Origin of the sequence: Sphingomonas sp. OV641 (genome assembly GCF_900109205.1) — a bacterium.
In the GTDB taxonomy this organism is placed as follows: Bacteria; Pseudomonadota; Alphaproteobacteria; order Sphingomonadales; family Sphingomonadaceae; genus Sphingomonas.
Genome location: NZ_FNZB01000001.1, coordinates 1,161,471 through 1,187,053 on the forward strand (window position 1 = coordinate 1,161,471; position 25,583 = coordinate 1,187,053).

The 25,583-nt window shown below is 63.6% G+C and carries 21 protein-coding genes; 7 read left to right on the plus strand and 14 right to left on the minus strand.

Annotation, left to right across the window (positions count from 1 at the left end; translation table 11 throughout):
• Positions 1 to 3 precede the first annotated feature (3 nt).
• Positions 4 to 3,213, minus strand: a complete 3,210-nt coding sequence (locus BMX36_RS05385; RefSeq protein ID WP_066777802.1) for an efflux RND transporter permease subunit — start codon at positions 3,211 to 3,213, stop codon at positions 4 to 6.
• Between the two features lie 6 nt (positions 3,214 to 3,219).
• Positions 3,220 to 4,488: an efflux RND transporter periplasmic adaptor subunit gene (locus BMX36_RS05390; protein ID WP_093063923.1), complete on the minus strand. Its 1,269-nt coding sequence runs from the start codon at positions 4,486 to 4,488 to the stop codon at positions 3,220 to 3,222.
• Positions 4,489 to 4,641: 153 nt separating this feature from the next.
• On the opposite strand from BMX36_RS05390, the gene BMX36_RS05395 reads away from it, so the two are divergent.
• Positions 4,642 to 5,205: a TetR/AcrR family transcriptional regulator gene (locus BMX36_RS05395; RefSeq protein WP_177179028.1), complete on the plus strand. Its 564-nt coding sequence runs from the start codon at positions 4,642 to 4,644 to the stop codon at positions 5,203 to 5,205.
• A gap of 25 nt (positions 5,206 to 5,230) precedes the next feature.
• On the opposite strand, the gene BMX36_RS05400 is transcribed toward BMX36_RS05395, so the two are convergent.
• The 4 genes from BMX36_RS05400 to otsB are packed head-to-tail and all read right to left on the minus strand — an operon-like array spanning position 5,231 to position 11,236.
• Positions 5,231 to 7,276 carry a TonB-dependent receptor gene (locus BMX36_RS05400; RefSeq protein ID WP_093063925.1) on the minus strand — a complete coding sequence of 682 codons (2,046 nt, stop codon included), beginning with the start codon at positions 7,274 to 7,276 and terminating at the stop codon, positions 5,231 to 5,233.
• A gap of 59 nt (positions 7,277 to 7,335) precedes the next feature.
• Positions 7,336 to 8,718 carry an alpha,alpha-trehalose-phosphate synthase (UDP-forming) gene (locus BMX36_RS05405; protein ID WP_093063926.1) on the minus strand — a complete coding sequence of 461 codons (1,383 nt, stop codon included), beginning with the start codon at positions 8,716 to 8,718 and terminating at the stop codon, positions 7,336 to 7,338.
• Complete coding sequence (locus BMX36_RS05410) at positions 8,715 to 10,511, minus strand: glycoside hydrolase family 15 protein (protein ID WP_093063927.1); 1,797 nt, start codon at positions 10,509 to 10,511, stop codon at positions 8,715 to 8,717. The genes BMX36_RS05405 and BMX36_RS05410 overlap by 4 nt, the downstream gene beginning before the upstream one ends.
• A complete protein-coding gene (gene otsB / locus BMX36_RS05415) occupies positions 10,508 to 11,236 on the minus strand; it encodes a trehalose-phosphatase (RefSeq protein ID WP_093063928.1) in 729 nt (242 codons plus the stop codon). The genes BMX36_RS05410 and otsB overlap by 4 nt, the downstream gene beginning before the upstream one ends.
• Positions 11,237 to 11,360: 124 nt before the next feature.
• On the opposite strand from otsB, the gene BMX36_RS05420 reads away from it, so the two are divergent.
• Entirely contained in the window at positions 11,361 to 12,539 is a 1,179-nt protein-coding gene (locus BMX36_RS05420) for a vWA domain-containing protein (protein ID WP_066778291.1), read from the plus strand.
• 54 nt (positions 12,540 to 12,593) lie between these two features.
• Here the strand turns inward: BMX36_RS05420 and BMX36_RS05425 are convergent, their stop codons facing one another.
• The 3 genes from BMX36_RS05425 to BMX36_RS05435 all read right to left on the minus strand — a co-directional run bounded on the left by BMX36_RS05425 (position 12,594) and on the right by BMX36_RS05435 (position 14,631).
• Positions 12,594 to 13,292 carry a ribonuclease T2 family protein gene (locus BMX36_RS05425; RefSeq protein ID WP_256210668.1) on the minus strand — a complete coding sequence of 233 codons (699 nt, stop codon included), beginning with the start codon at positions 13,290 to 13,292 and terminating at the stop codon, positions 12,594 to 12,596.
• A 143-nt stretch (positions 13,293 to 13,435) separates the two neighbouring features.
• Positions 13,436 to 14,302, minus strand: coding sequence for a carboxylating nicotinate-nucleotide diphosphorylase (gene nadC / locus BMX36_RS05430; RefSeq protein WP_256210669.1), 867 nt, complete (start codon positions 14,300 to 14,302; stop codon positions 13,436 to 13,438).
• Positions 14,269 to 14,631, minus strand: a complete 363-nt coding sequence (locus tag BMX36_RS05435) for an SH3 domain-containing protein (protein ID WP_371262802.1) — start codon at positions 14,629 to 14,631, stop codon at positions 14,269 to 14,271. Before BMX36_RS05435 ends, nadC begins: the two co-directional genes overlap by 34 nt.
• Before the next feature lie 227 nt (positions 14,632 to 14,858).
• On the opposite strand from BMX36_RS05435, the gene BMX36_RS05440 reads away from it, so the two are divergent.
• On the plus strand, positions 14,859 to 15,857 hold the full coding sequence (locus tag BMX36_RS05440) for a 2-hydroxyacid dehydrogenase (protein ID WP_066778296.1): 999 nt from the start codon (positions 14,859 to 14,861) through the stop codon (positions 15,855 to 15,857).
• Positions 15,814 to 16,140 (plus strand): hypothetical protein, encoded by a 327-nt coding sequence (locus tag BMX36_RS22050; RefSeq protein ID WP_256210670.1) that lies wholly within the window; start codon positions 15,814 to 15,816, stop codon positions 16,138 to 16,140. The genes BMX36_RS05440 and BMX36_RS22050 overlap by 44 nt, the downstream gene beginning before the upstream one ends.
• Before the next feature lie 70 nt (positions 16,141 to 16,210).
• Here BMX36_RS22050 and BMX36_RS05450 read toward each other — a convergent pair whose 3' ends face one another.
• The 5 genes from BMX36_RS05450 to BMX36_RS05470 form a co-directional block, all read right to left on the minus strand.
• Complete coding sequence (locus BMX36_RS05450; protein WP_093063931.1) at positions 16,211 to 17,614, minus strand: NAD(P)H-dependent flavin oxidoreductase; 1,404 nt, start codon at positions 17,612 to 17,614, stop codon at positions 16,211 to 16,213.
• A gap of 89 nt (positions 17,615 to 17,703) precedes the next feature.
• On the minus strand, positions 17,704 to 18,840 hold the full coding sequence (locus BMX36_RS05455) for a glycosyltransferase family 4 protein (RefSeq protein ID WP_093063932.1): 1,137 nt from the start codon (positions 18,838 to 18,840) through the stop codon (positions 17,704 to 17,706).
• A 234-nt stretch (positions 18,841 to 19,074) separates the two neighbouring features.
• Positions 19,075 to 20,193 carry a glycoside hydrolase family 130 protein gene (locus BMX36_RS05460; RefSeq protein WP_093063933.1) on the minus strand — a complete coding sequence of 373 codons (1,119 nt, stop codon included), beginning with the start codon at positions 20,191 to 20,193 and terminating at the stop codon, positions 19,075 to 19,077.
• The gene (locus BMX36_RS05465) at positions 20,190 to 20,963 is read right to left on the minus strand and encodes an SDR family oxidoreductase (RefSeq protein ID WP_066776487.1); all 774 of its coding nucleotides are present in this window, start codon (positions 20,961 to 20,963) and stop codon (positions 20,190 to 20,192) included. Before BMX36_RS05465 ends, BMX36_RS05460 begins: the two co-directional genes overlap by 4 nt.
• A 47-nt stretch (positions 20,964 to 21,010) precedes the next feature.
• Complete coding sequence (locus BMX36_RS05470) at positions 21,011 to 21,886, minus strand: alpha/beta fold hydrolase (RefSeq protein ID WP_093063934.1); 876 nt, start codon at positions 21,884 to 21,886, stop codon at positions 21,011 to 21,013.
• Positions 21,887 to 21,923: 37 nt separating this feature from the next.
• On the opposite strand from BMX36_RS05470, the gene BMX36_RS05475 reads away from it, so the two are divergent.
• The 3 genes from BMX36_RS05475 (at position 21,924) to BMX36_RS05485 (ending at position 25,543) form a co-directional block, all read left to right on the plus strand.
• Positions 21,924 to 23,282 carry a protein adenylyltransferase SelO family protein gene (locus tag BMX36_RS05475; RefSeq protein WP_093065261.1) on the plus strand — a complete coding sequence of 453 codons (1,359 nt, stop codon included), beginning with the start codon at positions 21,924 to 21,926 and terminating at the stop codon, positions 23,280 to 23,282.
• A 59-nt stretch (positions 23,283 to 23,341) separates the two neighbouring features.
• The gene (gene astD / locus BMX36_RS05480) at positions 23,342 to 24,751 is read left to right on the plus strand and encodes a succinylglutamate-semialdehyde dehydrogenase (protein ID WP_093063935.1); all 1,410 of its coding nucleotides are present in this window, start codon (positions 23,342 to 23,344) and stop codon (positions 24,749 to 24,751) included.
• A gap of 132 nt (positions 24,752 to 24,883) precedes the next feature.
• Positions 24,884 to 25,543 carry a hypothetical protein gene (locus BMX36_RS05485; RefSeq protein ID WP_093063936.1) on the plus strand — a complete coding sequence of 220 codons (660 nt, stop codon included), beginning with the start codon at positions 24,884 to 24,886 and terminating at the stop codon, positions 25,541 to 25,543.
• Positions 25,544 to 25,583 lie beyond the last annotated feature (40 nt).

Here is a 25,583-nt window from a genome sequence, read left to right on the forward strand (position 1 = left end):
TACTCATGCTCCCTGCGGCGCCGGACCACGGTCCCGATCGCCCTCGCCGTCATCACGCTCGTCGCGCAGCGGCTCGTAATTGTTCACATTCTGGTCGCCCTCGTCGCCCTTCCCGTGGCCGAACAGCCGCGAGACGACGACGAAGAACATCGGCACCAGGAAGATCGCCAGCACCGTCGCCGACAGCATGCCGCCAACCACCGCGCGCCCGATCGCATTCTGTCCACCCGCACCAGCACCGGTCGAGATCGCCAGCGGCAGCACGCCGAAGATGAACGCAAGGCTGGTCATCAAGATTGGACGCAGACGCAGCCGAGCTGCTTCGATTGCCGCCTCGAACGGCCGCATCCCTTCGGCAATCCGCTCTTCGGCGAACTCGACGATCAGGATCGCGTTCTTCGCGGAGACGCCGATCGTGGTGATCAGGCCGACCTGCAGGTAGATATCGTTGCTAAGGCCCGTGAGCGTCGCGGCAAGCAGCGCACCAATCACGCCGAGCGGCACCACCAGCATCACCGCGATCGGCACCGACCAGCTCTCATAGAGCGCAGCAAGGCAGAGGAACACGATCAGCAGCGACAGGGCATAAAGCGCTGGTGCCTGACCACCCGACAATCGCTCCTCATAGGACAGGCCCGTCCATTCAAGCGACGTGCCCGGCGGCAGCTTGGCCTGCATTTCCTCGATCGCCTCCATCGCGGTCCCGGTGGAAACGCCCTGCCCCGGCGAGCCCTGAAGCTGCATCGCGGGCTGGCCATTGTAGCGGGTCAGCGACACAGGTGCATTGGCCCATTCGATGGTCGAGAAGGCGGTGAACGGTACCATCTGGCCATCCGAACCGCGCACGTAGAAGGCGGCAAGGTCCTCGGGCTTCAGGCGATAGGGCGTATCCGCCTGAACATAGACGCGCTTCACGCGGCCACGATCGATGAAGTCGTTGATGTACGATCCACCCCAGGCGGTCGCGATCGTCGAGTTGATCGTGCCGAGATCGAGCCCAAGCGCCCGTGCCTTGTCCTGATCGATGTCGATCTTGAGCTGCGGCGCATCCTCCAGGCTGAGCGGCCGAACCTGCGCGACGCGCTGATCCTGCATGGTCATGCCCAGAAGCATGTTACGGGCCTGGGTGAGCTTCTCATGCCCGATCCCCGCCGTATCGACCAGCTGGAGGTCGAAGCCGGTAGCATTGCCCAGCTCCTGCACCGCCGGCGGCACCAGCGCGAAGATCATGCCGTCGGTATATTGCGAGAAGGCACCCATGGCGCGTCCGGCGATCGCCTGCGCCTTGTTCTCGGCACCCTCGCGATCCTCCCAAGGTTTCAGACTGACGAAGGCGAGACCCGCGTTCTGGCCCTGGCCCGCGAAGCTGAAGCCGTTGATGGTGAACACTGATTGCACGCCTGGCTCCTTGAGGAACTGGCTGCGGATCAGATCCAGCCCCTTGTCGGTGCGCGCAGTGGTGGCGCCGGCCGGACCCTGCACCAGCGCGATCACAGTGCCCTGGTCCTCATCGGGGAGGAAGGCGCTGGGCAGGCGAACGAACAGGAACGCCATGATGCCGACGATCAGCGCATAGACCAGCATGGAGCGCTTCCAACTACGCGCGGTACGCTTGACGCCCTTCTCGTACTTGGCCGTCCCCTTGTCGAAGGTCCGGTTGAACCAGCGGAAGAAGCGCGCGAAGATGCCGTTGCCCTGGTTCTTTTCCTTGGTGTGCGGCTTCAGGATCGTGGCGCACAGGGCGGGCGTCAGGATCAACGCGACCAGCACCGACAACACCATCGCCGAGACGATCGTGATCGAGAACTGGCGATAGATCACGCCCGTCGAACCGCCGAAGAACGCCATCGGCAGGAACACCGCGGACAGCACCATGCCGATGCCGACCAGCGCGCCCGAGATCTCGTCCATCGACTTGCGCGCTGCGTCCTTGGGGCTCAGCCCCTCATCAACGATCAGTCGCTCGACATTTTCGACCACGACGATCGCGTCGTCGACCAACAAGCCGATGGCGAGCACCATGCCAAACAAGGTCAGCGTGTTGATCGAGTAACCGGCGGCCTGCATCACCGCAAAGGTACCGAGCAGCACCACTGGCACCGCAATGGTCGGGATGATCGTCGCGCGCCAGTTCTGCAGGAACAGGAACATGACGAGGAAGACGAGCACCACCGCCTCGACGAGCGTATGGATCACCTGCTCCACCGACAGGCGCACGAACGGCGTGGTGTCGAACGGATAGACGACCTTCACGTCGGCCGGAAAGCCCTTGGCGATCGACTCAACCTCGGCCTTCACCGCCTCCACAGTGTCCAGCGCATTGGCCCCCGCGGCGAGACGGACGCCGAAGCCCGATGCCGGCTTGCCGTTGAACTTCGTGTCGAAGCCGTAATTCTCCGCACCAAGCTCGATCCGCGCCACGTCACGCAGGCGAACCACCGCGCCGTCAGCATTGGTCTTCAGCCGGATCGCACCGAATTCCTCGGGCGTCTGCAGGCGCGACTGCACCGAGACGGTCGCATTGAGCATCTGCTCCTTGGGTGCTGGCTGCGCACCGATCTGGCCGGCAGAGACCTGCGCGTTCTGCGCCTGTACCGCGCTCGACACATCGGCGATCGTCAGCTGATAATTGTTGAGCTTGAGCGGATCGACCCAGATACGCATCGCATATTGCGAGCCGAAGATCTGTAGCTCGCCCACGCCGTTGACGCGGCTGACCGGATCCTGAAGTCGCGAGACGACCATGTCGGACAAGTCGGTGATCGAGTGCGAGCCGTCCTGCGAATAGAGGCCCACGATCACCAGAAAGCTGGCGGCCGACTTCTGCACCTGAATGCCCTGCTGCTGCACTTCCTGTGGCAGCAGCGGCGTCGCCGCCTGCAGCTTGTTCTGTACCTGCACCTGCGCGATGTCAGGATCGGTGCCTTGTTCGAACGTCAGCGTGATGGTGAGCACGCCCGACGAGGACGAAGACGAAGAGAAGTAACGCAGATTGTCGATGCCGCGAAGCTGCTGCTCGATGATCTGCGTCGTGGTGCGTTCAAGCGTGTTGGCGTCGGCACCGGGATAGGTTGCGGTGATCGACACCGTTGGCGGCGCGATCTCCGGGAACTGGGCGACGGGAAGCGAGCGGATGGCAATGGCGCCAGCCAGCATCAGGACGATGGCGATCACCCATGCGAAGATGGGTCGATCGATGAAATAGCGTGCCATCTGGGATTACTTCGCCTGTGCCTGGCTGCCCTGCCCAGGCTGCCCCTGACCGCCCTGGCCCTGACCACCCTGGCCCTGACCGCCCTGCGCCTGGCCCGCGCCGGGCTGACCGCCCTGCCCGGCCGCGGGCTTGGCATTGGGGTTCCATGGCTTGGGATTCACGGCCGCGCCTGGTCGCAGCATGCCGCCGCCGCCTTCCACGATCACCCGGTCGCCGGCCTTCAGCCCGCTCGTGACCAGCCAGTTCTCGCCAATCGTCCGGTCTGCCTTGAGCACGCGCTGCTCGACCTTGTTGCCCTGGCCGACGACCAGCGTCGTGGGCTCGCCCCGCTCGTTGCGGGTGACCGCACGCTGCGGCACGAGCAGGCCGTCAGCCTGCGTTCCTTCGACCAACTCGGCGCGCACGTACATGCCGGGGAGCAGCAGGCCACGAGGATTGTCGAACAGGGCCCGGATGGTCTGCGTTCCCGTTGCCGGATCAACCGTCACGTCCGCGAACTGCAGCGTACCTTCGATGGGGTAAAGCGAGCCGTCCTCGAGCCGCAGGCGCACGCGCGCGGCTCCGCCGCCGCGCGACAGATCACCTGCCGCGATCGACTGTCGCAGGCGAAGCAGGTCCGCGCTTGATTGCGGCACGTCAACATAGATCGGGTCGAGCCGCTGGATCGTCGTCAGCGCCGTAGTCTGCCCGGAAGTCACCAGCGCGCCGGTGGTCGCCAGCGCGCGGCCAATACGGCCGGAGATCGGCGCGCGCACAGTGGTGCGCTCGAGATCGATCTGCGCGGTTCGCAGCGCAGCCTGCTGGGCAGCGACATCCGCCTGCGCCTGCTGCGCCGACGTGATCGCATTCTCATATTCCTGGCGCGCGATCGCGTTGATCTTGACCAACTCGCCATAGCGCCGCTGGAGCGCCGCGCTCGACGCGATTGCAGCCCGCGCGCGGGCCAGGGCGGCGCGAGCGCTCGCAACGGCCGCAATGTACGGCTGCTGGTCGATGCGGAACAGCGGCTGGCCGCGGCGCACGTAATCGCCTTCCTTGAACAGCCGATCGACGATCAGGCCGTTTACCTGCGGGCGCACCTCAGACGTCTCATAGGGCGCGGTGCGCCCCGGCAAGGTCGTCGTCAGCGTTACCGCCTGCGGCTGCACCGTGACATAGCCAACTGGAGGTGGGCCCGCCTGCTGCTGCGCTTGCTGGGCTTGATCGTTCTGCCCCCCGCACGCGGAAACGGAGGCCAGCAGCAGCGCCGTGAGCGCGACCCTCTTGAATGACATATTGTTCTCTGTGATATGTGAGTGATCGTTCACTCACGTTTGCTGCTACTGCGAACTGGGCGAAGCGTCAAGCACGGGAGACGAACCATCAACGAGTGCAGCACCGCCCCGCCAAGTGCGCGCACTGGCCGGGCAAACGCACGACGTGAGAACTTGATCCAAGCGGCGCGCGATGCGTTCGCCGCCCATGGTTTTGATGGCACCGGCATCGCTCAGATCGCACAGGCATCAGGCGTTGCCGTCGGGCAAATCTATCGCGATTTCGCCAACAAGGAGGCGATCGTGGCGGCCATTGTCGAGAGAGACCTCGAAGAGTTTCTCTCGGAGAGCGGCCTATGCGCGGCCAACAACAGCGGGCATCCTGAAGCGGTACGCAAATGGATCCGGGATTTCGTCGCTTGTGAGGAGCGAGGCGATGGTGGACGGCTGTTTGCGGAAATCATGGCGGAGGCATCGCGCAACGAACGAATCGGCGAAATTGCCCGCGGGTTGCAGAGAAGGATGCATTGCGCGCTTACGACTGCCTTGCAGTCACTTGTCCCGACCAGCGTCAGGCTTGAGCGATGTGAACGGGTAGCCGAAATGATCCACACCATTGCGTTCGGTGTCTTTCAGCGTCGCACCATAGACCCCAACTATCCCCCTGCGGCGGCAATCAACATGCTGATGGACTGCATCGATACCGCGATCGACCATTTGCAGCGCGAAGCAGGCTAGCTCGCCCTCACCCGCGACCGAATGTTCACTGCCGTATGCGCAGTCCAATCCAAAGCGTTCGGGGCGTGGCTCGCTCCACCACGCCAACACCGCTGATGCCTGCCTCCACTTGCTCGTCCAGCAGGTTCTCGCCGCGCAGCTCCATGGCGACACCAGGCATGAGCGGCGCAGCCAGATACGCGTCGACCGTCGTTGCCGGTGCGAGCTCCCGGCCATTCTGGTCGTCCTCGAACTGGCGAGCGACATGCCGCAAGGTAGCTGACGCCGTCCATCTACCGCTTCGCATGCCAAGCGTGCCCGACACCTGATCCAATGGGGTTTGAGCTGGCCTGAGATCATCCAGCGTTACGGCCAAACCTGTCGCCTCCACCCGCGGATCGACGTGGCTCCACGAAGCCAGGGCAAACACCGGCCCGGCCTGCCACCTTGCATCCAGCTCGAAGCCTTTCGACTCAATCGCATCGAGATTCTGCCTGACGCGGTATGTTCCGGCCACGAAGCCAACACCCGGGAACGTTCCCGGCCCGACGCCGGCGGTGACGTTCGAGATGGCGTCTTCCAGACGATTCCAGAAGACCGTTGCACTGAACGAAATGTCGGCGGTGGGAGCGATCGTGACACCACCGTCGACGCCACTCAGCTGCTCGGGTTTCAGCAAGGCGTTTGCAGCGGTCGCATCAGCGCCGACGCGGAACGGCCGGTAGAGTTCATTCAGCGTCGGCAAGCGCCACCCGCGATAGGCGCTCGCGCGGAGCGTGATGTCCTTGGAAGCGGCGAATGCCACTCCAGCCCGCCCGGTCCATTCCGTGCCGGTTCGATCTTCGAACTGCGCGTCGGTGAGTGGCACGCCGGTCGCCAAGGTATATTCGTTCAAACGCCCATCGGCGATCCGCCATCGATCGACGCGACCGCCCAACGTCAGCGTCCAATCACCCGCCGTCACCGCGCCGTCGATGAACAGACCCAACGTACGACTGTTCCCGCCGGCGATCCGCCGCCGCGTCGGTGAGCCGTCGACAAAGGTGTAGTTTTCCTGTGTCCGCCCTTCGACATCCCGCCAATCCATGCCAAGCCGCAGATCACGCCCCGGGCCAACAGGAGGCACGATTTCGAAGCGAGCGCCCACTCCGGTTGCAGGAGTGTTATATTGATCCAGGGTCTGCGTGGCGCTCGCCCGGTCTGCTGGCACGCTGGCGAACTGCGACGCGAAGGCCCGGGTCTGAAGATAGGCAAGTGCCGAATAGCCCCATCTTCCCCGTCCGACCAGCCGAACACTGGCATCAGCCCCCTCGCTACGATTTGCCGTAAAGGCCGTGCCACGCTCACGCCGATCGGTGAAGGCGCTGAGGTTTGCTTGCAGCTCCGTATCAGGCGAGAGTCGAAGTCCCCCTCTCACCGCTCCCGATGCCTGCTCGTAACCGGCAGGCCGATCCGCCGCGCCGCGCGCTTCCGCGATCGTCGGCACGAAGCCATCGCCGCGCGAATAGGCAGCCGACAGCGTTGCAAAGCCAACACCGGCCAACATCGTGCCGGACGCTTGCGCATCAAGGGAGTCGCGGCTTCCATAAGCAAGCGAGCCGGCGATGCCCGGCTGCTCACGCGGATCGGCGCTTTCCAGCTCCACCGTACCGGCGAGCGCTCCGGGACCGAAATAACCACTACCGCCGCCGCGCGACACTCTGATCCGGCCGATCCGATCCGTGGCATAAGCGGGAAAAGGCACCCACCCGCCGAACGGATCCGTTTGCGGGACACCGTCGAAAATCAGCAAGGCCCGGCTGGATGCATTGCCGCCGATACCGCGCAAGGAAATGCCCTGGCTGGTCGGGTTCGCCGACCGGGAGTCCGAGCGTCGGAACTGCTGTAGGCCGGCGACGTCCGCAAGCACGCTTTCCAGCCGATCGCTTGCGTTCGCCGAAATACGGTCGGCATCTATCGTCACCACGCTCGCCACGCGGTCCCCGGCTCGATCCTCAAGGCCTCGGCCCGTCACGATGATGTCCGGCGCGGTTTGCGCCAAAGCGGGAGTAGCAAGAAGCAAGGCGCCGAACGCACTGAGTCGAAAGGTCATATGGCGCCTTGCCTACGACGCGCCGGTCAGCGCAAGCCATACCTCCAGGCATTCATGAGCTAAGCGTGGTTCAACTCCACGGCTGCAAGCGCATCCGTGAAACGGCGACGCCACCAGATCACATCCTCACGGCAAACATTGTCGTACATCTTGCGCCAGCGTGCGATCCTTTCATCGCGCGGCATGGCCAGCGCCTGCTCGATCGCGTCCGCCAGTTCGTCCGGGCTATACGGATTGATCAACAACGCCTCGCCAAGCTGTTCCGCAGCGCCGGCAAATCGCGACAAGATCAATACGCCCGGATCGTCAGGATCCTGCGCCGCGACAAATTCCTTGGCCACGAGGTTCATCCCGTCGCGCAGCGGCGTGACAAGCGCGACGCGCGCCGCGCGGTACACGCCGGCAAGAACATCCCGCGGCAAACCCCGGTTCACATAGCGAAGCGGAACCCAGTCGATTTCCGCAAAGGCGCCATTGATGCGGCCGGAAAGCGCGTCCAGTGTCGCGCGGATCTCTTGGTAGCTCTGAACCGTCGCACGCGAGGGCGGCGCGATCTGCAACAACGACACATTGGTGCGCTGATCGGGTCGCGTTTCCAGGAAGCGCTGATAGCCGTTGAACCGCTCTTCGATGCCTTTCGAATAATCGAGCCGGTCCACACCGACGATCAGATCACGCCCGCTGACGCTTTCGACCATGCGGGACAGTGTCGTTGCCGCCTTGTCGCCGTTCGCTGCGGCTATGAACTCGCTTGCATCGATGCCGATCGGGCAAGCAATGGCCTTGATGGTGCGACCTCCTACCGTGACCTCGTCATTGGGCCCGATGGTGCCGTCCATCTCCCGCTCAACATAGTCGTGAAACGTCTCGAGCCACTCCCGCGTCTGGAAGCCGACGACGTCATAAGCGAACAAAGCCTCCACCAATCGCCGATGCTCCGGCAAGGCGATCAGCAACCGCGTCGGCGGCCAGGGTATATGGAGAAAAAATCCCAGTCGGTTCCTCACACCCCTCTGCCTCAGCATCCAGCCAAGCGGCACCATGTGATAGTCGTGAACCCAAACCAGATCCTCGGGCTCGATGTGCGGGCTGATAACCTCGCTGAACAGGCGGTTGACCCGCTCATAACCGCCCTGGAAGTCGCGCTCGAACTCAGTCAGACCCAGCCTGTAGTGGAACAGGGGCCAGAGCGTGCGATTGGCATAGCCGTCGTAATATTCCTCGACATCCTGCTCCGGCAGATCGATCGTCGCAGAGGTTACGCCATCATAGGTCTCGAACCGCAGTTCACCCGTGTCGCCGGTGTTGCCGGACCATCCGAACCAGATACCGTCCGCTTCGCGCAGGGCAGCGGTCAGCGCGACCGCCAGCCCACCCTGCGCGCTTGGTTGTTCCGCAGTGGGCGCCGACACCCGGTTCGATATGACGATCAGGCGGCTCATCGGATCGCGCTCCAGGGCTTGCTCAGCAACACCGCGCAATTGATGACACCGACCAACGAATAGGTCTGCGGGTAATTGCCCCATAGCTCACCAGTGACGGGATCGATGTCTTCGGACAGCAGGCCGGCGGGCGTACGCCGCGACAGCATCTCTTCAAACAGCTCGCGTGCGTCAGCGTCCCGGCCGGTAAAGTGCAGGGCCTCGATCAGCCAGAAGGTGCAGACGTTGAAGGCAGTATGAGGCAGACCGAAATCGTCCTCGGTGGCGTAACGCAACATGTGCGATCCGCGCCTCAGCCCGCCTTCGACTGCATTGAGCGTGGACTGGAAACGTGGATCATCGGGCGCCAGGAACCGAAGGTCGAGCAGCTGCAGAAGGCTGGCATCAAGATCGTCGCCGCCGAACGTCGCCGACATCCTTTGCGTCTCAGGCCGCCAGGCTGCCTCCTCAATGCGCGCCCGCATGATGTTCGCCCGGTCACGCCAGAAGATCGCCCGCTCGAAAAACCCCAGAGCCTGCGCACCATTCGCCAGCCGATCACAGGCGGCCCAGCACATCGCCGCCGAATAGGTGTGCACGTGACTTTTGGTCCGCAGCTCCCACAAACCCGCATCCGGCTTGTCGAACTTCTCCCAGGCGCGCTCACCCACCGGTTCGAGCGCCTCAAAATCGTCTCGGTCCGCTACGCGCAGCAAGCGATGATCAAAGAAGGCTTGTGCGTTCGACAGGACGATCTGCCCGTAGGCGTCGTGCTGGATCTGCTCATATGCCTGATTGCCGACGCGCACTGGCCCCATGCCGCGGTAACCGTTGAGAGCCGGAGCCTCGCGTTCAACCAGCGTCGCCTCACCACCAACGCCGTACAACGGCTGAATATGGCCATCCTTTGCATTGTCGACGATGTTGCGGAGATATTCGAGATAGCTCTCCAGGACGTCGAGCGCACCAAGACGGTTCAAGGCCTGAACCGTGTAATAAGCGTCGCGTACCCAGCAGTAGCGATAATCCCAGTTCCGCTGCGAATCCGCATGTTCAGGGATGGAAGTCGTCAGCGCAGCGACGATCGCGCCCGTTTCCTCGTGCTGGCAAAGCTTCAGGGTGATAGCCGAGCGGATTACGGCTTCCTGCCACTCGTACGGAGTGGCCAGGCTGCGCACCCAATGCTGCCATTCCTCAATGGTGCGATCGAGCATGTTCTCGAGCGACACGGCAATGTCGTCAGCAAAACTTTCATCCGGCCCCATGAAGAAGTAAAGCGGTCGTTCGACCCTGAACATGCGCTCGTCTTCGATCCACCCGACCGGCGCCGTGGTGGACAGGCGAACGACGCTGTCATCCAGGAGATACCGAATGTGATTGGAGCCGCGGGTAGTATCCGCCTGCCCCTCACCCCAGTTCGTCGCCGGTCGCAATCGGATGCGCACTCGCGGGCTGCCCGCCACAGGCCGAACGATGCGAACGAATGCGACCGGACGATATTTGCGGCCGTTACGCGTAAAGCGCGGGCAGAAGTCTATTACCTCGATCGCGCTTCCATTCTCGTCCTCGTGACGCGTGACCAGGATGGGGGTGTTTCGAATATAGTGCTGCTTCGTTTCCCGCAGGCGATCGATATCGATCTCCCAGAAACCGAAGGCATCATCTCCGGCCGGTGGCTTGTCATCAAGCAGCGAACAGAATGCAGGATCGCCGTCCACCCGCGGCAGGCAGCCCCATACAAAGCGGCCCGCACGATCCACCAACGCTGAAACCTGGCAGTTTCCGATCGGCCAAAGATCCATTGTCGCCGTCATGCCGCAGTCCCCAGCCAATTTCTTACCGCGGCGACATCATCCAGCCGATACGTCGCCGTAGTCTCCCGTGCTGGTCCGACCAGCACGCCAACCCCGTTCAGCCTGGCCACTGCCGCAAAGCCCGCTTCATCGGTCACGTCATCGCCGACAAACACTGGCTTGCATCCTTCAAACGCTGGTTGGGACAGCAAAGAGGTGATGCCGCTGCCCTTATCGTGCCCGCCCGCACGAAGCTCCACCATCATCTTGCCTGTTTGCAACACCAGGCCCTCTTGTCCGACGAAATCCTCCGCCAGTCGGCGGGCTGTGGCAGCCTGCTCCGGCGCCATGCGATAATGAACTGCTACTCCCAGAGACTTCACTTCGATCACCACCCCCTTCTGCCCCGCGAACGCGGCGGAAAACACTCTTTCCGCCTCATCGAGTGCGGCGGGACGAGCAGGCGTCAGTCGCTCACCGGAAACCCGCAGTTCGGCACCATGGCTACCGACCACTGCGATCTCCGGAACGGCAAGCCCGAGAAAATGCTCGATTTGCGCCACCGATCGCCCACTCACTAAGGCGAGACGTCCGGCAAAGGTTCCCGCAAGGCGCCGCAACAGCGCAACCAGCCCGTCATCGACGATAACGGCGTCAGGCCTGTCGACCAGCTCAACGAGCGTGCCGTCGAAGTCGAGCAGTATACAATGGCCCGCCGCGATCAGGGCAGGTGGCGGAGGAAGCATGCGTGCTGTCACCATGTCAGCGGCTCTAGCGGCCTGACGGCGCCTCGTCAGCGCCTCATGTGCTGGCGCAGGCGCGGCAAGTCTGCCATCACGTGAAAAAAGCACATGATGGGGCGGATGGCCGATGTTCCTCAACTTCCTTGACGAGCTGCGCGTCGCAGGCATTCCGGCGAGTTTGAAGGAGCACCTGTTGCTCCTCGAAGCGCTGGAAAAGGACGTGATCGAACGCACACCGGAAGACTTCTATTATCTCTCCCGGTCAGTGTACGTGAAAGATGAAGGACTGCTCGACAAGTTCGATCAGGTTTTCGCCAAGGTATTCAAGGGCATTGAAACCAGCTTCGCTCAGGAGGGAGCTGAAATCCCCGCCGAGTGGCTGAAGGCTGTGACAGAGAAATTCCTGACGCCCGAGGAGATGGAGGCGATCAAGTCTCTGGGCTCGTGGGACGAGATCATGGAGACGCTGAAGAAGCGGCTTGAGGAGCAACAAAAGCGGCACCAAGGCGGCAACAAGTGGGTGGGTACCGGTGGGACCTCGCCTTTCGGCAATTCCGGCTACAATCCAGAAGGCGTGCGGATCGGCGGAGAATCGAAACAGAAGCGCGCGCTGAAGGTCTGGGATCAGCGCGAGTTCAAAAACTTGGACAATACGCGCGAGCTTGGCACCCGCAATATCAAGATCGCGCTTCGTCGCCTGCGCAAGTTCGCCAGAGAAGGTGCGGCGGATGAACTGGACATCGATGCGACCATCGACGGAACTGCCCGGCAGGGATGGCTGGACGTCCACATGCGCCCGGAACGCCGGAACGCTGTCAAATTGCTGCTGTTCCTAGATGTCGGCGGATCCATGGACCCGTTCGTCAAACTGTGTGAAGAGCTCTTTTCAGCCGCGACCAGTGAGTTCAAAAACCTGGAGTTCTTCTACTTTCACAACTGCCCTTATGAAGGCGTGTGGAAGGATAACAAACGCCGTTTTGCAGAACGGACGCCAACTTGGGACGTCCTCCATAAGTTTCCACATGATTACAAGCTGGTGTTCGTCGGCGACGCCTCAATGAGTCCTTATGAGATCACGCATCCGGGCGGCTCCGTGGAGCATTTCAACGAGGAGTCTGGGGCAGTCTGGATGCATCGACTGACGACAACCTATCCTGCGGCAGTTTGGCTGAACCCCGTCACCCAGTCGCAATGGGGATATTCTCAATCGGTAAAGGTCATCCGTGAGTTGATGAACGACCGCATGTATCCGCTTACCCTAGCTGGCCTCGACGATGCGATGCGGGAACTGACCCGCAAGCGATAACGGCTTGAGACCGGGCGAGCATTGCCGCGCCCGGTCAACACTTTCAATGCTGGGCTAGCGCGACCCGCGCCAGACCCGCACCCGTGCGCTTGCTTTAACGCCGCCCTGATGCGCCGGGCACCGCGTATATTGAAAGCGCTTGTTCATGCAGATCCAGACTTCATCCAGCCAGCCCTGACGATCGGTAGTGATCTTCATCATATCCGACCTCATCCCAGGATTAACACGGGCGATGGCGTTGGCGAGCTTTCCAGCAGAGAGCGGCTGCCGCGATAGCGACACCATGTCCGGGTAGCGCAACTTGCGGTACAGGCTGGTGGCCTTGGCGAAGTAGCTGTCCGGCGTCTCGCCCGCCATACAGGTACCGTGCTTGGCCCATTCATGCTGAAGCAACTGCGCAGAGGGGGTGGAGCAGATGTTTGCGCGGATCGTGCGTTCGGAAAGCAGCGGCGTTGCTTTGCAATATTGCGGCCACTCCTTCCCGACACCGTCGGGCCAAAGCCCGTGCAGAACAAAGCCGAAGCGATTGCCCCCGCCGCATTGCACACGGGAACGCGCCGCTCGGTCCGGCTGGCGGCAATATTGCGGCGACCAGCTTATCGCGAGAGTATAGTGACCGATCGGTAGGAGGCGCTGCGGTTCCTTTTCGTTCGGCAGGTCGGGGCGAACCGTCAGTATGCCGCTGTCCGGCACTGAGCATTGATACGCCTGTGCTGTTGCCACAGCAGGCAACATCGCAAGCGTCAGCCCCATCCATCTGATCATCAATCGAACTCCATGAAACTCGCGCCGGCCGTAGCCCTGGCGAGGAAACTTATCCTCAGAGCTGAATAGGATCCGCATCAGTCCCTACTGCGGCCCTGCACACACTTCGACTTGCGACAGGCGTCAGCAGATCACGCGATCTCGTAATCAAGACCGATATCGGCCGCGGGCGCAGATTGGGTAAGCCGGCCGACGCTGACGAAGTTCACGCCCGTTTGCGCCACCGGCCGGATCGTCTCCAGCGAAATGCCGCCTGATGCTTCGGACGGGATGCGGCCATCAATCATCGCTACTGCCTGGGAAAGCACCGCCGGAGGCATATTGTCCAAGAGAAGCCGCGTAGCGCCGGCAGCGATCGCCGGCTCGATCTGGTCAAGCCGGTCAACCTCCACGATGATCTCGGCGATACCTGCCGCGCGCGCTCGGGCAACCGCGATCGACACGTCACCGGCCACCGCGACATGGTTGTCTTTGATCATCGCGGCGTCCCACAGACCCATACGGTGGTTCTGCGCACCGCCCATGCGGGTGGCATATTTCTCCAGCAGGCGAAGTCCAGGGAGGGTCTTGCGGGTATCCAGCAGCACCGTGCCCGTTCCCGCAAGACGATCCACGTACAGGCTAGTCATGGTGGCGATCCCCGACAGGTGCTGGACCGTATTCAGGGCGGAACGCTCAGCGGTCAGAAGCGCGCGTGCCTGGCCACTTATCCGCATCAACACAGAACCGCGGGCAACACGAGCGCCATCCTTTGCCAAGGCTTCGACAGTAGCCGCAGGATCCAGATGCCGGAAAAACGCGCTGGCAACTTCAAGCCCCGCGACGGTGATCGCGTCGCGGGTCGCCATCACGGCATTGAACCGGGCGTCGGCGGGAATCACCGCCTCGGATGTGACGTCGACACCGGGGCCAAGATCTTCCGCCAGCGTTGCCGTGACAAACGCTTCAAGTTCGAAATCCTGTATCACGGGAGTGTCTCCTCCGGCGCGACGCCCCACAAGCGGGTCGCCTCTACAAAGCCGACTTGCCCTCGCACATCAAAGCGGCACCAGCCGCGAGCGCATTGGCTCACGCGCCCCACCACGCCCGGCTCCGCACGCCAAAGCACCCGCGCTCCGAAGGCCGGTCGATCGCGCAGTTCAGTGACCGCTTCCTGCACGATTGCCGTTCGCGTGCTGCTGATCAAATTGCCCAACATCCAGCCCTGCTCTCCGCCGGGATCCTCAACCTTGCGCCACTCCTTGAAGACGTCGACGACCCGCACCGGCAGGTCAGCACGCACATAGAGCCAGGTTGCAGGATATGAGCGGCCCGGCCCTGAACGCATCCTCGCCTTCCCCGCGCCGATCGACGCGAAGTACGGGGGCTTGGGTTTCTCTTTTCCGGTTTGCGCGGCGACGCTGCCCCCCGAAATCAACACGGCAAGCATCGCCAGTCCTGCCGTCCATCGCCGCATGATCGTCCCCCCGTCGCGCACAATGTTCTGTAGCCGGGTGTATCGCCCAGCTTCAACCGATCGTTGACGCGAAAGCGCCGCTTCGCCAAGCCTGCGGCATGGTCGATACGCGCCGTTGCCCCAATCCTCGGGTCTTTGTTACCCGCGAGCTGCCTGACGCCACCATGAACCGGCTTGAGGATCTGTTCGATACGGTCAACAATCGGGCGGACCAAGTCATGTCGCGGGAACAGCTTGCCGCAGCCATGAAGGATTGCGACGTACTGGTCCCGACCGTGGTCGACACAATAGATGCCGAACTGATCTCCGCCGCCGGCGATCGGCTCAAGCTGATCGCGAACTTCGGTGCTGGTGTGAACCACATCGACCTGAGGGCTGCACGGGCACGCGGTATCATCGTCACGAACACGCCGGGTGTACTGACCGAAGATACGGCCGACATGACGATGGCGCTTATCGTCTCGGTCCCGCGTCGCCTGGCGGAAGGTGAGAAGCTTGTCCGCTCTGGCGAATGGAAAGGCTGGAGCCCAGGCGGCATGTTGGGTCACCGGATTGGCGGCAAGGCACTTGGTGTCGTCGGCATGGGTAGGATCGGCCAGGCAGTAGCGCGCCGAGCCCGCGCATTCGGCCTTTCCGTGCATTATCACAATCGTCATCGCCTGCCGAAAGTCCTGGAGGCAGAACTGCAGGCACAATGGCATCCGAACTTGGATGAGATGCTTGCCAATATCGACATTCTGACCATCCACACGCCGCGCAATGCAGACAGTGAGAACCTGATCAGCGCGCAACGGATCGCGCTACTACGCCCGCACGTCTACCTGATCAACGCGAGCCGTGGCGGCATCGTTGATGAAAATGCGATGATCGATGCGCTCGAAGCGGGACGCCTCGCCGGCGCCGGACTCGACGTCTGGACACATGAGCCGGTGATCGATCCCCGGCTGCTCGCCCTGCCGAATGTCGTCATGACCCCGCACATGGGATCCGCGACGTTCGAGGGCCGTCTTGCCACCGGCGAAAAGGTGATGACGAACATCCGGATGTGGGCCGATGGCCATCGACCACCCGATCAAGTGCTGGAAGGTTGGGTCTGACGGACTTCTTAATTCAGGCTGCTATTTCGCTGGGAACACAAAGCAAACCTACTGCATTTTACGATCGTTCAACATGATCGGAGATTTCGCAATGAAGAATGCAGTTCTTCTGCTGATGCTTGGCGTGACCGCTGTTGGCACCTCGGCGTGCTCAACTTTGAGAGGAGCCGCGATCGGCGGCGCTGGCGGCGCTGGTGTTGCTGCGGTGTCGGGCGGCGACGTCGAGAAAGGCGCGGCTGTCGGCGGTGCGGCCGGCGCAGTCGTCGGAACGATCGACAACTGATTGCCGAACCTGGCCACTATCTCCGTTGCGCCGCACGTCGGCGCAGCGGAGACAGCTGGCGGGTGGTGGCTCAGTCGCCGGTGAGGATCCGATCGACCAGCTGCTTCACCGTGGGCACGAAGCCGTTGGAGTAGAACGGATCACGCTTGAAGTTGTAGGCGGCATGGCCAGCGAACATCAGGTTCGCTTCGGTGTCGCCGCCATGGGCGATTTCCTGCAGCGTCTTCTGAATGCAGAAACTGCGCGGATCGGCAAGGCGACCGGTAGAATTGGTCTCGGTATCCGCCCAGCTCGAGAACAGGCATTGGCTGAGGCATCCCATGCAATCGGCCTGGTCCTTGCGGATCTCCGCCTTTTCCTGGGGGCTGACGAAGACGAGCGTGTTGTCGGGCGTCTTCAACGCATCGGTGAAACCATGGCCGAACCATTCGCGGGCACGCAGCAGATCGTTGCGCGTGACCCAGAAGTTCTTCCCCTTCACACCGACATCAAGCTGGAAGACGTGATCACCCGCCTCCTGCGTCGAGAAGGCGATCTGACGTTCCGAACGGGCCTCGAGGCTGCGGAGGAACGGATTACGCACAGCCGACGAATAGAAACCGGTCGGGGAGAAGCGATGAAGAAGGACGTCGCCTTCCTCGATCGTCATCAGCCGGTCTTTCCACGCCTGGGGAATGGGGCTTTCTTGGGTGAGAAGCGGACGGGTCCCGTATTGAAAGGCGATCGCGCCGAGTTCGGGATTATCGATCCAGTGATTCCAATCGCGCAGATACCATACGCCGCCGGCCATGATGATCGGCGTGGTATCGGGGATACCCCCTTCACGCATGGTTTCGCGCAGCGCCTTCACGCGCGGATACGGATCTTCCGGCTTCAGGGGATCTTCGGCGTTCGACAGGCCATTATGGCCGCCGGCCAGCCACGGATCCTCATACACGACGGCGCCAAGCAGATCGGCGACCTTGGAATAGGCCCGCTTCCAAAGCGCGCGGAAAGCGCGGCCGGAGGAAACAATGGGCAGATAATTCACATTGTACGAGGCAGCGATCTCGCTGAGCTTGTAGGGCATGCCAGCGCCGCAAGTAACACCGGCGACCAGCCCGCGGGTGCGTTCAAGCACGCCCTGAAGCACGCGCTGCGCACCGCCCATTTCCCAGAGCACGTTGATGTTGATGGCGCCTTTTCCGCCAGCAATTTCCCAGGCACGCTGAACCTGCTGAACCGCCCCTTCGATGGCGTAGGCGATAAGCTCCTCATGCCGCTCCCGCCGGGTCAGCGCATGATAAACCTGCGGCACGATCTTGCCTTCCGCATCATAGCTATCTGCATTGACCGCGCTGACCGTACCAATACCGCCAGCAGCAGCCCACGCGCCAGCCGATGCGTGGTTCGTTGCGGCAACCCCTTTTCCGCCCTCCACCAGCGGCCAGACTTCGCGGCCGTTGTAGACGATGGGCTGCAGCCCCTTGAACACGGCAGATGCCACGACTTTGCTTTACCTCCAATGAGACGGATAAGGCGCCCTAGCGAGAAAGGTTGCGTGGCGCGAGAAAATTACGTGGATCAAGAAAGCGCGCCCGGCCGTCCGATGGCCTCTTCATACAGCGCTGCGTAGCGCTTGATCATTCGGCGTTCGTCATATTCAGCCTGTGCCTTGCGCCGATTTGCCTCGCCGACACTGCGGCGAAGCTCAGGATTGGCGATCAAAGCCTGCATCGCGTCCCGCAGGCGAACCTCGCCGTGATATTCTGTGATGAAGGGCGCATTTTCAGCCGAGACCATCGCCGGAACATCTCCGACGGGAGGTGCGACGATCGGTAGGCCCGCAGCCATTCCCTCCACAACCGAGATAGGAAACTGCTCTGACCGGGAGGACAAAGCGAGCATGTCGAAATGGCCGAGAAAGCGATAGGGCCGGTCAAGGAAGCCGGGCAACACCAATTGGTCCTCGATCCCCATCGCCAGCGCCGCCTGCTCGATCGCAGCGCGTTCCGGCCCTTCTCCGACGATCACCAGGCGAAAGCGTGAGGACAGCCCGCCCGCGGCACGCACCAGCGCCGGCAGATCCTTGACCGCCCGCAATCCGGCCACCGTGCCAATCACGGTTTCCTTGGGCTTGCGCACGAAGCCGGGAATGCCCTTGGGATCGGGCTTGCCGGCGTACAGACCCGTCGCGATGCCGTTGATGATGCGGTGAACCTTCGCGCGCGGCTGCTTCCACGTCTCCAGCGCGATGCGCTCCAGCGACGTGGAGGGCACGGCAAGGCCATGCGCGGCACTGAGCGCCAGGCGACGGTAGAGGTTGCGCTCACGCTTCAAACCGCCGGCCTCATCCTCGTTGAAGCCGTCTTCGTGATGCACGACCGGCGGGACACCGCGGCCAAATACACGGCGCGCCATCACGCCATCGATGGCGCCCCAATTATACGTCAGCACGAGATCAAAGCGGCGCATGTAGCGTGCCAGAGCATCGTAGCGCGCCACGGACGGACGGCCCTGCAGCGGTGGCGGGTTCTGCGCGATCTCGTACTTCACGCCCTTGTCGATCCGCTCGCGCGCGCCGTAGCGCCCCTCCATGCCCGACACGATCGTGTGGCGTGCGCGATCGCCAAAGGCGTTCATCAGCCGCGTGGCGCGCGCCTCCTTTCCGCCCAGATCGAAGGTGGAATGAAGGTGAAGGATGTTGAGGGGCTGAGACATCAGATCAACGCTTCGGCTGGCACAAGTTGCGGCGCTGGCACCACAAGGGGGCCGGGCGAAAGTTCACGAAAATGGCGCGTATAAAGATTGTTTGCAGGGGGCGAAGTTCGCAGGCTGGCGAGCGGCTCGATCATGGGATGCCCATGACACAGATGGGGTAGCGTAGGACAGGGGTGGCGTAGGACGGGGGTGGCGTAGGATGGGGTGGCGCTGCACGCGCGGGTGCCCCAACCCTCAGGGCCGGATCGCGTCCTTGGGGATATGGGTGATCCGGCAGGCGAGATCCGCCTCGCCGCTGGCCACGATCCAGTGATCGCCGGCATCGACGATCCCGGTCGTGAAGACCACATTGTCGAGGTACATCTGATCCTTGAGCGGCTCGGTGAGCGCCGGATTGGGCTCAAGCAGCGGCTGATGCTGGGTGGCGATCGCACGCCAGGGTTCGTCGCGATCGAGCAGCGTCCAATAGGTGCGGTAGATACCGACCACGCCGGATGGCTCGACGCCGTGCCACAAGGTCAGCCAGCCATCATCGGTAAGCACGGGCTGCGCCCCCCCGCCCATCCGTGCGGTCGCCACAGTAGCAGCGTGGGGGCGGATGCCGGGATGGTCGCTGGGTCTCCAATGAAGCGCATCGGGCGAAGAGGCGAGGTTGATCGAAGGCCCTGCCCGCCATTCACTGTCGGGCGGATAGGCGAAGTAGAGATCGCCAAGCGGGCGGGTCTGCGCCCAGTATTTGCCACCGATCAGCCCTTCGAAAATCAGCATGTCCTTGTTCTGATGATCGAGAACAACGCCCTCCAGCGTCCAGTCCAGCGCACTCGCACTGGTGTAGAGCGTGGTGGAATGGCGCTCCGGACTGACCGAGCAGCTGGTCATCAGGAAGTGATCGTTCACCCGGCTGATGCGGGCGTCCTCCACGCCGTAATTTTGGTAACTGGCGCGCGGGGCGATGGCCTTGTCATAGTGGACGGCCTCGATCCGGCGGCCTTCGGGATCGAGCTCCACCGGCAGAAGCCACGACAGCGAGGTAAGCGCCATCACCTTCCAGCCGCCGCCGCGCATCAGGAATTTGCGAGGGTCGGCCGTATCGACCAGCTGAAGCGGCCATGGATCAAGGCGGTAGGCGCCATCGTCCCAGCGGATCGCGCGCACGTGTCCGTCCCGAATGGGCGTGCGCAGCGCCTCCGCGATCCGCACCATCAGGAGGAGGTTGCCATTGGGAAGGCGGGTCATCCCCGGGTTGAAGGCGCCGAGGACAAAGGTTTCCTCATCGATATGCCCGGCGAGCGGCGAACGGGACAGATCGACATGGTTCGGCGTGAAGACCAGATGGTCGAGAGGGAAGGTCATTCCTGATCCTGCATCCGGGGGGAGATCGTGACCTGCTGCACCACGGTGCGACGCGGCTGGGTCAGCAGGTAGTGAACGCCAACGGCGATATCCTCGGCACGGAGCATCTCTTCCTTGCCGATCCGCTCCGCCTGCTCCTCGCTGGTGCCCTTCACCATGTCGCTGCCCGTCAGGCCGGGCTCAACGAGGGACACGCGAATGCCCTTGGTGCCAAGCTCCCGCCGGAGAGCGATGGCAAAACCCTGAATACCGTATTTTATCCCGGCATAGACGGTGGAACCCGGTCCCAGGACATAGGCGCTCATCGAGCCGACAAGGACAATGTCACCCTTCCCCTTGGCATCTTCGCCATAGGCGCCCATCGCCTTGGTCGCGGCCTGAGCGGACAGCAAGTAAGCGGTGAAATTACTGCCGATGGTGTAGCGAAGATCGGCTTCGCTCATCTCCGCCAGACCTTCGGCGCCGCGGGCGGCGTTGATCACCGCCACGTCCAGCCCGCCGAGGTAAGCGGTGGCGGCTTCGAACAGCCGATCGACGTTGCTTTCCTCCGCAAGATCGATCGAGATGCCGTCGCCCTCCCCTACCTCTCGGATGCGGACGAGCGCGTCTTGCAGATGCTGCTCGTCGCGACCGCAGATGAAGACCCGGGCGCCCTCGCTGGCCAGCAACACGGCGATGGCACGGCCGATGCCGGTCGTGCCGCCCGTCACCAGGACGCGGCGGCCGGCAAGCGGCGTGACGGCGGTATGCGCGTCTGATCGATCGGTCATGTAGGCTCCTTAGGCGCGGACATCGGCGCGGGAGCCTTCTTGACGCCTCAGGTGCTTGCCGGTTCCACCGCGGCCCTGGCGAGCCATCGATCGATGGCACCCTGTACGCCCGGCTCGCCGAGCGTCGGGGCATGGCCGATGCCGGGCAGCGTGATCAGCTCTGCCTGAGGCAAGAGCTCGACCATGCGCTCGGCGACGGCGGCGGGCAGCATGTCGGATCGGCCGCCGCGCACCACCAGCACCGGCGCGCTGCCCAAAGTCGCAAGCGCGCGCCACATGTCGGGGCCCGCCGCGCTTCCGGGAACGCGAAACGGCTCTGCGATCTTGAGGTCGTAATCGATCACGATCCGCCCGGCATTGTTGAGCCGGTACAGGCGCTTGGCCATCGCCAGCCATTCCTCCACGCCCCAATCGGGATAAATCTCGCCATGCGTTTCCTGGATCGCGCGGGCGGCATGCATCCACGTGGGCCAGGTGCTGGAGCGACCGACATAGCCGCGCACGCGCGCCAGGCCGGCAGGGTCGATTTCCGGCCCCACATCGTTGAACAAGACGCCGCCGATGCGACCGGGCATCATGCCCGCCATCAGCATGATGACGGTGCCACCAAGCGAGGTGCCAACGGCGATGAAGCGGTCAATCTTCTGTTCCGCCAGCAAAGCCGCCAGATCCTGCGCATAAGTGAGCGGAACATAGCTCATCGGATCCCGGGCATAGGCGCTTTCGCCGCGGCCGCGCAGGTCAACGGCGAGCACCCGATGACGGCTCGCAAGGCGGCGCGCGAAGACGTCATAGTCTCTGGCGTTGCGCGTGAGACCGGGCAGGCAGATGATCGGCAAACCGCCGGCGTCGCGGGAATAATCACGCGCGTGGAGGCGCAGACCATCGTTGGACCACCAGTAACGATCTTCCCAGGCGGTCATGCTTGCACCTTTGCTCACCCTGCGCCCATATCCACTCATGCCCTTCGACCCGCAAGCGTACCGACCCGAGACGACCATCCTTTCGCTGGGCGACGCCTTCTACGACGTGGTGGAGGCGGCCAGCTTTCCGGAACGGATCATCCGTTTCCGCAACGACCGGGCGGCGGCGGAGATCGGCCTGGGCGGCATGGACGACGCAGTCTGGGCGGAACATTTCGGCCGCTTTCGGCCGCTTCCCGGCTCCCTGCCCCAACCATTGGCCCTGCGTTATCACGGCCATCAGTTCCGCGCCTACAATCCCGATATCGGCGACGGGCGCGGCTTTACCTTTGCCCAGCTTCGCGACCGTGAAGGGCGGCTGATGGACCTGGGCACCAAGGGGTCGGGACAGACGCCCTGGAGCCGCTTCGGTGACGGGCGGCTGACGCTGAAGGGGGGCGTGCGCGAGGTTCTGGCGACGGAAATGCTGGAGGCGCTGAACGTGCGCACCTCGCGCAGCCTGTCGCTGATCGAAACGGGCGAGGCGCTGCAGCGCGAGGATGAGCCGTCCCCCACCCGCGCCGCCGTGCTGGTGCGGCTGAGCCACAGCCACATTCGCGTCGGCACGTTCCAGCGGCTTGCCTATGAACAGGATGCGGCGGCGATGCGCCGGCTGGTCGGATATGTGCTGGCGAACCTGTACGAGCGGGACAGCGACGATCCGATGGCACTGCTCGAACTGGTCATTGCCGAGACCGCCCGCCTCGCCGCCTCCTATATGGCGGCGGGGTTCGTCCATGGCGTGCTGAACACCGACAATATCAACATCACCGGCGAAAGCTTCGACTATGGCCCGTGGCGGTTCACGCCCACATGGGAGCCGGAATTCACCGCCGCCTATTTCGACCACAATGGCCTATATGCCTTTGGTCGCCAGCCCGAGGCGATTCACTGGAGCGTGATGCAGCTGGCCGCATCGCTGCGCCTGCTGGCGGAGGCGGACCCGCTGATCGCGGCGCTGGAAGGGTTCGCGCCCGCCTATCAGGCGGCGATCACCCAGGCCCTGCTGTGGCGGCTGGGCCGGAGCCCCACATCGCCGGACGGCGACCGGGCGCTGGTGCAAGCGACGGAGCGCGCGCTGCGCGAAAGCGGCGTGAGCATCGACCGGTTTTTCTTCGACGCGTTCGCCCAGCCACTGCCACCAAGCTATGGCCCGGAATGGGACGAGGCACGCGCGCTGCTCGACACTGCGCCGGTGCGCAGCGGCCGATCGCACGGTTATTGGGCCGGCACGCCCTGTTCGCTGCTGATCGAGGAGGTCGAGGCGATCTGGTCAGCGATCCGGGACAAGGACGACTGGTCGCCGTTCCACACCAAGATCGGAGCGATACGCGCGATGGGCGAGGCGCTTCGCTGAACTTGTTTCGCCCGGCTGAATTCCCGTAAGGCCGGATCAACGCTTATTGAGGGCAGTACGTGACCGAGATCATCTCCTTCGAGCCCGCAACCGGCGCCGAACTGTGGCGCGGGGCGATCGGAGACGTGGATGCCGAAGTCGCGGCGGCACGCGCGGGTTGGGCCACCTGGGCGGCGCGCCCCCTTACCTTTCGCATCGAAACGATGCGGCGGTTCGCCAATGTCGTGCGATCGCGCCAGGACGATTTCGCCAATGTGATCGCGCGCGAAACGGGCAAGCCGCTGTGGGAGGCCCGCACGGAGGTCGACACCGTCATCGGCAAGGTGGACATTTCGGTGTCGGCCTATGCCGACCGGACAGCGCAGCGGCGGCTGGATGCGCCGATGGGATCGCGCATGGCGCTGCGCCACAAGCCGCACGGCGTGCTGGCGGTGCTTGGTCCCTATAACTTCCCGGCGCATCTGCCGAACGGGCATATCGTCCCTGCGCTGATCGCCGGCAATGCGGTAGTGTTCAAGCCATCGGAGAAGACGCCGGCGACTGGCGCCTTCCTGGTCGACTGCTATCGCGCCGCCGGCGTGCCGGAAGATTGCATCCGCCTGGTGATCGGTGGGCCGGACGAGGGTCGCACGCTGGCGGCACATGACGGGATCGACGGGCTGCTCTTCACCGGATCCGCCCGAACGGGGATCGCGCTGCACCGCGCCTTCGCCGAGAAGCCGGAAAAGATCCTGGCGCTGGAGATGGGCGGCAACAATCCGATCGTGGTGTGGGAAACGCCCGATCTCTACGCTGCGGCGATCATCATCATCCAATCCGCCTTCACCACGGCCGGCCAGCGCTGCACGGCGGCGCGGCGGCTGATCGTCGACGAAAAGCTGTACGCGCCGTTGATGGAGCAACTGAACGGCCTGCTCGATCGCCTGATCGTCGGCGCGCCGCACGACGACCCCGCGCCTTTCATGGGGCCGGTGATCGACAATGAAGCCGCCGACCAGCTGACCGAAAGCTTTCTTGCGCTGCTGATGCGCGGCGGGCGACCGATCCGCCATCTGGAACGGGTGACGCCGGACCGGCCATTCCTGCTGCCGGGCATGATCGACATGACGGGCGCGAGCGAGAGGCCGGACATGGAGCTGTTCGGGCCGATCCTCCAGGTGGTGCGCACCGACACGTTCGAGGAGGCGATCGCGGAGGCGAACAACACGCGATACGGCCTGTCGGCATCGCTGATCAGCCAGACGCCAGCGCGCTATGACCAGTTCTGGGCCGGTGCGCGCGCGGGCATCGTCAACTGGAACCGCCCGACCAACGGTGCCTCCTCCTCGGCGCCGTTCGGCGGGATCGGCTGGTCGGGCAATCATCGCCCCAGCGCTTATTATGCGGCGGATTATTGCGCCTATCCGGTGGTGTCGAACGAAGCGGACGCCGCGCGCGCCTCGATCGGGATTGGCCTGCGCAACGCCTGACCGGCGGGGGATGCGGCCGAGCCAAGCTTCAGATGATCTGACGTCCTAGCGTCGATGAGGGAGCTCTCGCCGTTGAGGGGGCGGATCGACGCCTTCAGGAAACTTCCGCTGCCCCCTCGCGGTTGTGCGAACATGCGAACGCTGGTTCCCGCCCTTGCCCTGAGCCTTGCGCTGGTCGCCTGCTCATCCGAGCCGGACACGCCGAACGCGGCTGATCCGCCCGCCGCGACGCAGGATGTGCCGGAGGCAAACCCGAGGCCTTCGCCCTCGGCGACGCCAACACCATCCGCGGCGCCGACGCCATTGCCGAGCGCGGAACAGCCCGCGACCGGAACATCGCCCTCATCGCCGCCGCCGCCGGGCAAGACGCTTGCCCTTGAGGGGCTGGGCACGCTGCGCATCGGCGCCGCCGTGCCGCGAGGCGGAAGCTGGGCCGAGCGCGGCGCGCAGATCGATGGCGATTGCCGCACGGTCAGCTCGCCCAGCTACCCCGGCGTCTACGCGATCGTCAGCGGCGGCAAGGTGCGCCGGATCACCGTTGGCGAGCGATCGGACGTGCGGCTGATCGAGGGCATCGGTGTTGGCGCCAGCGAACGCGAGGTGAAGCGCGCCTTCGCCGGTTTCCGCGAGGCGCCGCACGAATATGAAGGCGCGCCCGCCAAATATCTGACTGCCCCCAATGCGCGGCCCGGCGAACCGGCGCTCCGCTTCGAGATCGGGCAAGATCGCAAGGTCAGCCTGATCCATGTCGGCACCATGCCGGTGCTCGGCTATGTCGAAGGGTGCGCCTGAGCATCATCGCCGCTCCTGTCCAATGGTGTCGAGCGAGGTC